The sequence below is a fragment of the Desulfovibrio sp. ZJ200 genome (genome assembly GCF_011039095.1).
Lineage (GTDB): Bacteria > Desulfobacterota > Desulfovibrionia > Desulfovibrionales > Desulfovibrionaceae > Desulfovibrio.
In genome coordinates this window covers 1-11,295 of the sequence record NZ_JAAKEH010000007.1, presented here as the reverse complement: position 1 = coordinate 11,295, position 11,295 = coordinate 1, and the positions used below count along the sequence as shown (strand labels likewise).

Genomic DNA, 11,295 nt, shown 5'->3' with positions numbered 1-11,295 from the left:
CGCACAGCAAAAGACGCTCAGGCGCAACCTTTCTCCTGATACATAGAGCAGATTACCTTTGACTTTTTATGAAAGTCAAAGGTGGCATTCAGGCGAAAAACGCGGTTTTCGCCTGAATGTACGCCGCGTTGCGGCGGCTGCCGCTTTCGCGTCAGCAGAGCATTTTCAAAGAGAAAATGCTCTAGCGCCACAATTTTTATCGAAGAGTATTTTCTTATCTTTACGATGCTATATTGACAAATTTATATTACGAATAATATCTTTTGAAAAGAAGGAGAAGCTGTATGCCCAGCGACTATGCACTCTTCAATTACAAGCAGGCGCACGAGGTGCAATATGTGTCTTCTTTGTACCTGGAGCGCCAGAAGGTCAAGGAATGCCTGAAAGCGCATTGCAGCGACGGCACCATTTCCCAATGGACGCACAAGCAGCTTTATGACTTCCTTGCTAAGCACGGATTCACAAAAATAAAATAGAGCAGATTACCTTTGACTGTCATAAAAAGTCAAAGGTAATCTGCTCTAGAGCATTTTCACTTTGAAAATGCTCTGCTGACGCGAAAGCGGCAGCCGCCGCAACGCGGCGTACATTCAGGCGAAAACCGCGTTTTTCGCCTGAATGCCACCTTTGACTTTCATAAAAAGTCAAAGGTAATCTGCTCTAAAGACGCGGGCTTCGCCGGGGAATACGCAGGCAGAGGCCGTTATCCTGGAAAAACCAGGGCCTCAAACCAGAAAAGCCGCGCGCCCGGCGCGCTCCAGCTCCCGCGCGGCACGCCCGCCTTACGGCAGAGATTGTCCAGATACGCGCTTTGATCCCAGCCCTGCTCCACCGGAACCTGGGGCAGAAAGACGCCGCCGCGCCCCATATACTGCAACGCCAGGCCGTGCCTCCCTACTTCAATCGCTGTTGGATCAGGGCAGGGCGCGAGCTCATCCAGCACGGAGATTTGCAGAGCCGCGCGGCCCCATTCATGCAGCGTCAGCGGGGGAAAGCGCGGGTCCTCAAAAGCGGCGGCCCGCGCCATGCGCCACACATTTTGATACAGGGCCTCCCGGCCTTGAACTGTGCCGATGCAGCCGCGCAACTGCCCCTGCAAGGTAAGCGTTACAAAAGAACCCAGCGCGCGCAGCAGCGTGCCGGGCGTTGCTTCGCTTCCGGCTGTGGCTTCTTTGCATTCCGGCTCCGGCGGCAGCGTTGCCCACCGGCCCGCCAGCCCGCTTTCAATGGAGAGGCGGGCCAGCCGGGCCAGATATGCCTGCTCAGCCTCGCTCAAACGAAAGGAAAGCGCCATCTCCCCTCCTTGTCGGGCTCAGCGGCCTCCTTGCGGGTTCTGCCGCTATCGGGAAATCCATTCGCAACAGGCTCCAGGCAGCAGTGACGCAACCAACAGCGCAAGAGATATCTTTGTCCCCTGCCGTGGCCGGCGAGCATTCCGGAAGGCGCAGCCCGACGCCGCCCGGCGCTCAGGAAAGAAATGCTCCCGCAGCCGCCGGAGCATTTCACAATGAAGGTACACGCAAAGAGAAAGACTCGGAACAAGAAATGCCACAACACAGTTGCGGCATGACTTGTAAAAACTCTCCTGCAAAAGCAGGCGCACCGGCCTTTGCTCCGGCGGCTCGTACCGTGCAACGTTACAGGTTACACGGCACTAGTCTTCGCCTTCGGCGTGCGACTGCTTGCCGGCGCCCTTGAGGCCGTACATGGTGGTGGAGCCGGAAGACCAGAATTCCAGCACTTCCTCATTGACCAGTTTGGTGAGGATTTTCTTCACCTCGCGGGGCCCCTTGTCCGGAAAAAGATCCACAAAATCCTTGAAATAAAATTTGGACTTGGCCGCGGATTTGCTTTTCAGAAAATCAACAACAACGTCTTTATCGTCTGCCATGAGCTGTCTCCTCTTGCGGCGGCGCATGTCGCGTTGCCGGGTTTAAACGCCTCCAGGAGAAAACAGGCGTCCCCTGGTTCTGCGCGCCGGATGCTCTCCGGCGGTAATGCGCCGCGCCCGCTTTACGGACGCGGCGCATATCTGGCCTAGAACTTGAACTGCGTGCTCTGCCGCCATGTGTAGTAGGCGTGATCACGGAAGTCGTCAATCAGATGCTGGGTGAACTTCAGGCCCGTAAGCTTGAAGAAGCTCTCCCAGCCGATGCGTTCAGCCCAGTCGCCCAGGCGCTCGTATTTCTGGGCATTGGCCGCGTACACTTCCACAATGTGCTTCACGGTCTTGGTCAGGGTGGGCCAGCGCGGCGGCTCATTGGGAATGTAGGCCACAACCACCTTGGAGAACTTGGGCACGGAGAGGCGGTTGGAAACCTTGCCGCCCACCATGATCGCAATGCCGTCGCCCTCGCCGTCGGCAATGGGCAGGGCCGGGCACATGGTGTAGCAGTTGCCGCAGTACATGCAGCGATCTTCCTTGATGGCGATGGAATTCACCTTCTCGCCGTTGTACTCCACCTTGGTGGGGCGCACGGCGGCCGTGGGGCAGGCCGCAACGGCAAGGGGAATTTCGCAGAGCTGGTCGGCCCACTGGTGGTCGATCATCGGCGGTTTGCGGTGGATGCCCACCAGGCCGATATCCGAGCAGTGCACAGCGCCGCACATGTTGATGCAGCAGGCCAGGGCCATGCGCACCGGCGCGGGCATTTTCATGTGGCTGAATTCGTCAAAGAGCGTGTCCATCACGCATTTCACCGGGCCGGAGGCGTCGGTGGCCGGCGTATGGCAGTGCACCCAGCCCTGGGTGTGAACCATGTTGCTGACGCTCGCGCCCGTGCCGCCCACGGGGAACTTGTGGGAGCCGCCATCGAACTTGCGGGAATTCAGGTCGTCGCGCAGGGCCTTCATGGTCTCTTCATCAGTGACCATGAATTCGATGTTGTTGCGGGTGGTCCAGCGCAGATAGCCGCCGCAGTATTTATCGGCGATGTCGCAGGCCTCGCGGATGTGCGTGATCGACATGGTGCGGGCCCCGCCCACGCGCACGGTGTACACCTTGTCGCCGCTTTCGGCCACATGCAGCAGCACGCCGGGCTCCAGAATTTCATGATACAGCCACTTGCCGAAATTCTTTTTGATCACCGGCGGGAAATAGTCGTCGTACTTGTGAGGACCGATGTCGGTAATCCGGTTTTCCATCGGTTTCTGGGGATTGTACCCGGTAGAAATAAAAGCCATGTTCGTATCCCCCTTATGACTAGCGTTGATGGCGTTTGCGGTAAGCGGCGAGATCGCGGTTCCAGCCGCCGGGCACCTCTTCTTCCTTGAAGAAGATGTACGGGTTGGAGCGCGGTTCCTTCACATGGTAGGGGCCGGCCGGGGTGTCCGTGACTTCCAGGAGCTTCTGGAAGGACAGACGCTTCATGGTCTCGCCCACGCGTTCGCGGTTCTTGCCTTCTTCCATCCACCAATCCCAGATTTTTTCGATGACTTCCTTGACTTCATCGTAGGGGGATTCACAGGAGATGAAGGGAATCAGCAGCGAACCCATCTGCGCGCCGTCCACGACCGGAGCCTTGGCGCCCACCAGGATGCTCGCGCCCCGTTCGTCGCCGATGTGCAGGGCCTGGGGCATGGTGTTGATGCAGTGCATGCAGCGCACGCAGTCCGCGGTTTTCACGGAGAGCCTGGCGCCGTCCCAGTTCATGCAGTGCGTGGGGCAGCGATCCACGACTTCTTTCTGAATGTCGAACTTGCCCCAGTCGCGCCCGGCGTGCGCGCCCGCGTTGGGCTTGATTTCGCCGGCCACATAGGCCTTGACCTTTTCCTGGTCGATCTTGATGTCGTCCTTCCAGGTGCCCACCACGGCAAAGTCGGAACGGGCCATGGCGCAGACGCAGCCGTTGGGGCAGCCGTCGAATTTGAACTTGAACTTGTAGGGGAAGGCCGGGCGGTGCAGCTCGTCCTGATAGTCCATGGTCAACTGATAGCACATGTCCTGCGTGTTGTAGCAGGCATACTCGCAGCGGGACTGGCCGAGGCAGGCTTCGGGCGTGCGCAGGTTGGAGCCGGAGCCGCCGAGGTCCACGTTCAGCTTATGCGTCAGCTCGTGAAAGACCTCTTCGAGCTGGACGGTCTGCGTGCCCAAAAGCACGATGTCGCCGGTGGAACCGTGCATGTTGGTCAGGCCGGAACCGCGCAGATCCCAGATGTCGCACAAATCGCGCAAAAATTTGCTGCTGTAGTATTTGCCGGAAGGCTGGGCCACGCGCATGGTATGGAAGTGCGCCACGCCGGGGAACATTTCGGGCTGGTCGCAGTAGCGGCCGATGACGCCGCCGCCGTAGCCGAACACGCCCACAATGCCGCCGTGCTTCCAGTGGGTTTCCTTCTCATTGTAGGAAAGCTCCAGCACGCCCAGCAAATCTTCGGGGCAGTCCGCGGGGATCTGGTAATCCAGGCCCTTGGGATTTTTGGCCCTCGCGGCCGCTTCCTGTTTGATGTCGGACACAAAGCTCGGCCAGGGGCCGCTTTCAAGCTCGTCCAACTTGGGGGTTGCATATTTCGCCATTGCCATACCTCCACATGGTTTGGTTGTATCACGCAGTAACGTGACATGCCGGTCCGGCGCTTCATGTTCCAGCGCGCCGTTCCCGGAATATCGCGAACCAGGCTCGTGGATTTGCCGAATCCGGAACGCGCCCCGCCAGCGCAACGGCCGCCTTGCCGCAGACGGCCCGCGCAAGGGATTGCGAACGGGCGCACGGGCCGAAGCCTCGCCCCCAGGCCGCAACGCAGTCTCGCAGTTGCATATCTCATTTTCGTGCTGATGACAACCGGTGCGCCTGAACATTGATCGCGTTTTCACAGCGCCCCGGACACGGCAGGGCTGTGGACACGAGGCGAGACATTCGCCTTTTTGATGATTTTTGAACTTTTTTGCTGTGATTTCGCCTTATTAGTGTATCGCTTTCATTGAAAATGTGAATGCCCCCACGGGCCCGCGGTCTTGGCAAAGAGGCGGCTTTACGCATAGAATGCTTTCGCCCGACAGGCGATTTCAACAGCAAAAAGGGATGCCATGAAAGACGAACGCGGCTTGTACTACCACCCCCATGCGGGCGACAGCCTCTCCCGCGTGTATGTGCGGCGCGGCCCGGACGGCGAGGTGGAATTCCGCCTCTGGAGCGCGGATCATCCTGAAGTCTGGGAGCGCCACCCCTGGCTCAGCCTGAGCGTGGTGCAGAACGCGGCCCGTTTCTATAAAGAGGAACGCAACCGCAATGCGGATCCGCTCAAGCTCTATGATCTGGTCGTGGCCAGGGCCCTGCTTGCCGAGGACGAGGCATGAGCGACCGCTGGTTGCTGGCCAACAGGGCTTTTTTCGTGCGCGATCTGGTGCGCGACTACTGCACGGTCTTTCAGTTGCTTGCGGCGCAGCGCCGCCGCTTTGAGCGGGACGGCGCGGTTTCCTACTCGGCCCTGCGCGATCTGTTGGGCGAGGCCATGCGCAAGGGCGTCTTCTGGCGGCTCAAGGATACTGCCCACCACCTCTTCCGCAACAGTTCCTTCGGCTCTCCGGCTGCCGGGGAGCAGTCGGAGAGCCGGCTTTGGCAGTATGCGGGCAGCGCCTGCCCCGACGGCATGGCCGGGCAGAAACCGGTGGAAGCCCTGATCGACTGGTGCATCGGTTACGCTTTTCACGAATGCGCCAAACTCAAGGAAGACGCTTTCCAGGGCCAGCATTACGCCAGCCGCCTGCTTCAGTTGGGGCGTCATGCGGCAGTGAGCGGCGAGTTGTACGATCCCCTGCGCGAATTGGCGGCCCAAACCGCGGAGAGCTCGGCGCGCGAGCTTTCACGCATCCTGCATGTGCTCTCGCACGGGCTTTTTCTGCTGACCCGCTATCTGGCCGATGAGGGCGACAACAGCCATCTGGCGCGCTGGCTGGCCAGCGAGGAGGATATGGCGCGCGAGGTTTTCGGCGCGCAGTATCCGGCCCTTCTTCATGCGCTGTACGGGGATCGGCCCGGCAGGCTCTATTTGCTGGCGGCAGAGGATCTGCTGGAAGCCGGGCGGCGGCGGCCCGCGCTGGATTTGCTTTGCCGCGCGCGCAAGCTCGGGCGGCTGGACCACGAGGGCCTGGCTCAGCTTCACGCCCTCAGCCTTGAGCCTGATGCGGCGGATGCGGCGGATGCGGCCTGTGCCGCGCCTGCTGCCGCTTCCCGCAGCAAACCCGGACCCGCGGCATGAAAAAAGCGGCCCGCGCGCTCTGGGTCTGTGTGTCGCTTCTGCTGTGCGCGGCGCTTGTGAGCGGCTGCGGCTCGCGCGGCTCCTGGCGCAAGGGCGGCGTGCCGGGCAGCAAGCCTTACACCGTGCGCGGCAAAACCTATTATCCGCTTAAATCCGCGCACGGCTTTGTGGAGGTGGGCGTGGCTTCCTGGTACGGGCCGGGCTTTCACGGCAAAAAAACCGCCAACGGCGAGCGCTACAATCAGTATGCCATGACCGCGGCGCACAAGCTCTTGCCCCTGGGCACCAAGGTGCGCGTCACCCATTTGGGCAACGGCCGCTCAGTGATCGTGCGGATCAATGATCGCGGGCCGTTTGTGGAGGATCGCGTCATTGATCTCTCGCGCGGGGCGGCCACGCGCCTGAACATGATGGGCGCGGGCACGGCCAGAGTGCGCGTGCAAAGCCTGGGCGGCATCCCGCAATTGCGCGCCGACGGCGACATGCGCGGACCTTTCTATGTGCAGGTGGGAGCCTTTGCCGACAAGCAGAATGCCCACAGGCTGGTCCGCATCCTGACGCAGGCCGGGCACAAGGGCCGCTTGCAGTTCGGCAGCAACAACATGTGGAACGTGCAGGTCGGCCCCTGGACCGACTCTTTCGGCGCGCAGAAGATGCTGCGCCTGTTCAAGGCCCTCTATCCCAGCGCCTTTGTGGTAGGGGGAAGCTAGAGCATTTTGCTAATGAAAGCAGAGCATTTTTTGATTGAACATATTCATTTTCAATCAAAAAATGCTCTGAGACCGGATGGCTCGTGAAGCCGCCCGGACGAATCCGGCCAGAAGCCCGGTTTGCCAGAGCCTCTTCAGGGTCTGCGCCATGATCCGGGCCTGCGGAATCCGTCAGCTACAGGTTGGCCGCGTACCAGTCCCCGGCAAGGCGCAGGCCCTGGCGCACGTCAAAGCGCGGCTCATAGCCCAGCAGCGTGCGGGCCCGGCTGATGTCGGCCAGCGAATGGCGCACGTCTCCGGCGCGGAAATCACGGTGCACGGCCTGAGCCGCGGCCGCGGCGGGCAGATGGCGGGCCACCTCCTCGCGGATCAGCGCGAAAAGCTCATTGAGGCTGGTGCGCTGGCCGAAAGCCACGTTATAGATTTTGCCGCGGGCTTCTTCGCCGGCAAAGCTGGCCAGCAGATTGGCCTGCACCACGTTGTCGATATAACAGAAGTCGCGGCTGGTCTCGCCGTCGCCGTTGACATATACGGTTTCGGCCTTGAGCAGACTGGCGAACCACTGCGGAATGACCGCCGCATACGCGCCGTACGGATCCTGGCGTTGGCCGAAGACGTTGAAATAGCGCAGGCCCACGCTGTTGAAGCCATAACAGCGGGCAAAGACGTCGGCGTACAGCTCATCCACATACTTGGACACCGCGTACGGCGAAAGCGGGCGGCCGATATTGTCCTCCACTTTGGGCAGTTCGGGCGAGTCCCCGTAGGTGGAGGAAGAGGCCGCGTAGACGAAACTTTCGACCCTGGCGTCGCGCGCGGCCACCAGCATGTTCAAAAAGCCGTCTATATTGCAACTGTTTGACAGCAGAGGATCGTCAATGGAGCGCGGCACAGAGCCCAGGGCCGCCTCGTGCAGCACATGCCGCACGCCCTCGCAGGCTCTGGCGCAGGTTTGCGGCTCCCGGATATCGCCCTCAATGAAGGTGAACCGGCTCCAGGCCTCGGGCCCCGTCAGATCCCGCACCATGTCCAGATTTTTTTGGTAGCCGGTGAGAAAATTATCCAGCCCGACGACGGTCTGGCCCAGATTCAGCAAATGCTCCAGCAAATTGGAACCGATAAAACCGGCCACGCCCGTCACCAGCCAGCGGCTGGGGGAAGCGGTCATGGTTTTGCACAAGGCGGCATACGCGCTCATGATTGCGTCCTGTTCATTGTGTGCTGCATGTTGATGGAAACGCGGCCTGCGGCCCTGATGTTCCCGGGCGAGGCGCGAATCCTGTTTTTGTACCCCGCAAGGCGCGGCCTGTAAAGTCGGGAGCGGCGCGGCCTTAGAGCATTTTTTGAGGGAAACTGTCCCGGAATTCACGCCGCTTCGCGCCCGGATGGCGGCCCGTCAGCGTCCCTTCAACGAAACCCGGAGCTTTGCCTCTGCCGCGTGGGGAGGCGGCGCGCCTCTTTTCAGGCCCGGCCTCTGGTGCTATAGCTTGAGCGCATGCGCTGCGTTTGCCGGAAACCAAAGTCCGGCCCAAGGGAGAAAGACAGGCATGAAAATCATTGTCCTGGGCAACCAGGCCCGAGCTCTGGCCAACTTCTGGAGCGTGCTGATCCGCCGTATGCTCGGGGCCGGGCATACGGTCATCTGCTGCGCGCCGCCCGGCGATCCGCAGGCGGATGCCGATCTGGAAGCGCTGGGCGCGAGCCTGCTGCACTATGAGCTGGATCGCAAGAGCCTTAATCCCTTGCGGGATTTGCACACCTTTGCGACGCTCAGGCTGCTGTTCCAGCGGGAAAAACCGGATCTGCTCTTTGCCTCCACCATAAAACCGGTCATTTACGGCTGCATGGCCGCGCGCCGGGCAGGCGTGCCGCACATTTACGCCACCATTACGGGCCTGGGCTATGCCTTTGAAGGCGGCAGCCTTTTCAAAAAATGCGTCAACCGGATCAGCGTGCTCCTGTACCGCCTGGCGCTCCGCAAGGCGGAAGGCGTTTTTTTTCAGAATCAGGACGACATCCGCACATTCCGCGAGGCGGGCATTTTGCAGTCTGACGCGCGCGTGCTCACGGCGCGCGGCACCGGCGTGGATGTCCGGCGTTTTGCCGAGATGCCCTTTCCCGAGCTGCCGCCAGCCGGGCCGGTCGTCTTTCTCCTGGTGGGACGCCTGTTGGAGGCCAAGGGCCTGCCGGAATACGCCGCGGCCGCGCGTCTGCTGAAAACCCGCCATCCTGAAGCCCGTTTTCAGGTGCTGGGGCCGCCGGAGCAGGGCCTGGGCAGCGTGAGCCTTGCGCAGGTCAAAGACTGGCAGGCCGAGGGCAGCATCGAATACCTGGGCGAAACACGCGACGTGCGGCCTTTTGTGGCCGCCGCGCATGTGCTGGTGCTGCCGTCCTGGCGTGAGGGCACGCCCACCGCGATCATGGAGGGCATGAGCATGGGCCGCGCGGCTGTGGTCACGGACGTGCCGGGCTGCCGGGAAGTGGTGCGCGATGGCGTCAACGGTCGCCTGGTGCGTCCGCGCGATCCCGAGGCCCTGGCCGCTGCCATGCGGACATTCATAGAAACGCCCGCGGCTATTCTCCAAATGGGCGCGGCCGGGCGCAGGCTGGCGTTGGCCGAATTCGACGCCGAAAAAGTGGCGGCGCGGATCTTGCGGGACATGCATGTGCTCGCTCCCGAACAAGCCGAGGACAGACAATGATCAGCACATATCGCAGGGGGCTTTTGCAGGCCCTGGATATTTTTTGCCTGCTGCTGGCCCTGACCATCACCGGCGTGACCACCATTGCGCCGGATTTGAGCGTGTTTCAGGACTACACGGGCGCCTCGCTGTTCACCATCTTTTTTTACATGCTCTTTTTCTACATCCTTGACGCGTACAGCGTGGGCCTGGAAGACTTCAAGGAAACCACGGGCAGGGTGCTGGTGGCCTGCGTGCTGGGCATCATTTCCTCGGCCACGGCCTCCTATGCCTTTGATCACTGGCGCTTTGACCGCGAGACCCTGCTGCTGCTCTTTGCGCTCTCGTTCTGCTTCAGCCTGGGCTGGCGCTGGCTGTATTACCGCAATGCGGACCGGCTGACCCACCCCCTGCGCATCCTTCTGGTGGGCGTGGACCGCGCGGGCAAGGTGCGGCAGTTGCTGGCCGAAGGCCTGCCCCAGGCCAGGATCATCGGTTATGTGGGCGAACCAGGCCAGGACGCGGACGCGGGGCCCTGCCTGGGGCCGCCCTTCCTGGCGCTGGAGATTGCCGGGGAAAAGAAGGCCACCATGATTTTGCTGCTGCCCGACGCGCCCATTGACGACGACATCGCCCATGAGCTGCTGGAAGCCAAGCTGTGCGGCCGCATGGTGGTGGATATCCGCACCTTTTACGAGCATGTGGTGCAGCGTCTGCCCCTTTCGCAGATCAATGACGAATGGCTGTTGCAGACCGAGGGTTTTTCGCTGAACACGCGCGGCTCGCTGCGGCGGTTGAAGCGGGCTTTGGACGTGCTGATCTCTCTGGTGCTGCTGATCCCGGCCACGCCGATCATGCTGATCACGGCCCTGATCGTGCGCCTGGAATCGCCCGGGCCGGTGATCTACCGCCAAAAACGCGTGGGCCTGTATGAAAAGGAATTCACGGTCTATAAATTCCGCTCCATGCGCGAAGATGCGGAGAAAAACGGCGCGGTCTGGGCCAGCGCGCATGACAGCCGGGTCACGCGCTTCGGCAGGTTCATCCGCAAGGTGCGCATCGACGAGCTGCCCCAGATCTGGAATATCCTCAAGGGCGACATGAGCTTCATCGGCCCGAGGCCCGAGCGCATGGAATTTGTGGAAAAACTCAAGCAGGGCATCCCGTATTACAGCCTGCGCCATACCGTGAAGCCGGGCCTCACGGGCTGGGCTCAGGTCTGCTACCCCTATGGCGCGTCAGAAGAGGACGCCCGCCGCAAGCTGGAATACGATCTCTATTACATCAAAAACATGTCTATCCTCCTGGATATTCATATTATTTTCAAAACAATGGGCGTGGTGCTCTTTCCCAAGGGCGCGCGCTGAGGGCAGGACATGGCGGCGAAAAAATCCACCCGGGTACGCAAGCAAACCATTGCTTCGGACTAGAGCAATTTGACTTTTATTTTATTTAAAAATCGTTTAGATTGCAGAGATGAAATTTGCATCTGAAGAAATCCGAACCAAGGCTGTTCATGCGTATCTTGATGGAAAAGCAACAGCCAGGCAATTGGCAGATATTTTAGGTTATACCCCGGCTAGCATCTGCAATTGGGTCAGAGCTTACCGTGAAAACCAACGATTATCAGCCAAACCCAATGGCCATCGCCCAAGTTGTTTCTCATGCGAGGAGATTCGGGAATTGCAAGCCCTTCTTGATAAAAA

The 11,295-nt window shown here is 60.6% G+C and carries 14 protein-coding genes; 7 read left to right on the top strand and 7 right to left on the bottom strand.

All coding sequences use genetic code 11. The annotated features are described in order from the left end of the window. Positions 1 to 17: 17 nt before the first annotated feature. On the bottom strand, positions 18 to 191 hold the full coding sequence (locus G7Y52_RS03475; RefSeq protein WP_165066118.1) for a hypothetical protein: 174 nt from the start codon (positions 189 to 191) through the stop codon (positions 18 to 20). A 93-nt stretch (positions 192 to 284) separates the two neighbouring features. On the opposite strand from G7Y52_RS03475, the gene G7Y52_RS03470 reads away from it, so the two are divergent. Then, the gene (locus G7Y52_RS03470; RefSeq protein WP_165066115.1) at positions 285 to 476 is read left to right on the top strand and encodes a hypothetical protein; all 192 of its coding nucleotides are present in this window, start codon (positions 285 to 287) and stop codon (positions 474 to 476) included. 19 nt (positions 477 to 495) lie between these two features. On the opposite strand, the gene G7Y52_RS03465 is transcribed toward G7Y52_RS03470, so the two are convergent. The 5 genes from G7Y52_RS03465 to dsrA all read right to left on the bottom strand — a co-directional run bounded on the left by G7Y52_RS03465 (position 496) and on the right by dsrA (position 4,516). Beyond that, positions 496 to 648, bottom strand: a complete 153-nt coding sequence (locus tag G7Y52_RS03465; RefSeq protein ID WP_165066112.1) for a hypothetical protein — start codon at positions 646 to 648, stop codon at positions 496 to 498. 55 nt (positions 649 to 703) lie between these two features. Continuing rightward, the gene (gene amrA, locus G7Y52_RS03460) at positions 704 to 1,294 is read right to left on the bottom strand and encodes an AmmeMemoRadiSam system protein A (protein ID WP_165066109.1); all 591 of its coding nucleotides are present in this window, start codon (positions 1,292 to 1,294) and stop codon (positions 704 to 706) included. 360 nt (positions 1,295 to 1,654) lie between these two features. Continuing rightward, positions 1,655 to 1,891, bottom strand: coding sequence for a dissimilatory sulfite reductase D family protein (locus G7Y52_RS03455; RefSeq protein ID WP_165066107.1), 237 nt, complete (start codon positions 1,889 to 1,891; stop codon positions 1,655 to 1,657). 146 nt (positions 1,892 to 2,037) lie between these two features. Continuing rightward, positions 2,038 to 3,183: a dissimilatory-type sulfite reductase subunit beta gene (dsrB, locus tag G7Y52_RS03450; protein ID WP_165066104.1), complete on the bottom strand. Its 1,146-nt coding sequence runs from the start codon at positions 3,181 to 3,183 to the stop codon at positions 2,038 to 2,040. Between the two features lie 19 nt (positions 3,184 to 3,202). Next, complete coding sequence (dsrA, locus tag G7Y52_RS03445) at positions 3,203 to 4,516, bottom strand: dissimilatory-type sulfite reductase subunit alpha (protein ID WP_165066101.1); 1,314 nt, start codon at positions 4,514 to 4,516, stop codon at positions 3,203 to 3,205. Between the two features lie 510 nt (positions 4,517 to 5,026). Here dsrA and G7Y52_RS03440 point away from each other — a divergent pair. The 3 genes from G7Y52_RS03440 to G7Y52_RS03430 are packed head-to-tail and all read left to right on the top strand — an operon-like array spanning position 5,027 to position 6,908. Then, positions 5,027 to 5,296, top strand: coding sequence for a hypothetical protein (locus G7Y52_RS03440; protein ID WP_165066098.1), 270 nt, complete (start codon positions 5,027 to 5,029; stop codon positions 5,294 to 5,296). Further along, positions 5,293 to 6,198 (top strand): hypothetical protein, encoded by a 906-nt coding sequence (locus G7Y52_RS03435; RefSeq protein ID WP_241159578.1) that lies wholly within the window; start codon positions 5,293 to 5,295, stop codon positions 6,196 to 6,198. Before G7Y52_RS03440 ends, G7Y52_RS03435 begins: the two co-directional genes overlap by 4 nt. Further along, the gene (locus G7Y52_RS03430) at positions 6,195 to 6,908 is read left to right on the top strand and encodes a septal ring lytic transglycosylase RlpA family protein (RefSeq protein ID WP_165066095.1); all 714 of its coding nucleotides are present in this window, start codon (positions 6,195 to 6,197) and stop codon (positions 6,906 to 6,908) included. Before G7Y52_RS03435 ends, G7Y52_RS03430 begins: the two co-directional genes overlap by 4 nt. A 175-nt stretch (positions 6,909 to 7,083) precedes the next feature. Here the strand turns inward: G7Y52_RS03430 and G7Y52_RS03425 are convergent, their stop codons facing one another. After that, complete coding sequence (locus tag G7Y52_RS03425; protein ID WP_165066092.1) at positions 7,084 to 8,106, bottom strand: NAD-dependent epimerase/dehydratase family protein; 1,023 nt, start codon at positions 8,104 to 8,106, stop codon at positions 7,084 to 7,086. Between the two features lie 349 nt (positions 8,107 to 8,455). Between G7Y52_RS03425 and G7Y52_RS03420 the strand changes: the two genes are divergently transcribed. The 3 genes from G7Y52_RS03420 to G7Y52_RS03410 form a co-directional block, all read left to right on the top strand. Next, a complete protein-coding gene (locus tag G7Y52_RS03420; protein WP_165066089.1) occupies positions 8,456 to 9,610 on the top strand; it encodes a glycosyltransferase family 4 protein in 1,155 nt (384 codons plus the stop codon). Continuing rightward, positions 9,607 to 10,956 (top strand): sugar transferase, encoded by a 1,350-nt coding sequence (locus G7Y52_RS03415; RefSeq protein ID WP_165066086.1) that lies wholly within the window; start codon positions 9,607 to 9,609, stop codon positions 10,954 to 10,956. The genes G7Y52_RS03420 and G7Y52_RS03415 overlap by 4 nt, the downstream gene beginning before the upstream one ends. A 109-nt stretch (positions 10,957 to 11,065) precedes the next feature. Next, the coding region (locus G7Y52_RS03410; RefSeq protein WP_165065509.1) for a helix-turn-helix domain-containing protein at positions 11,066 to 11,295 on the top strand (230 nt) is incomplete at its 3' end.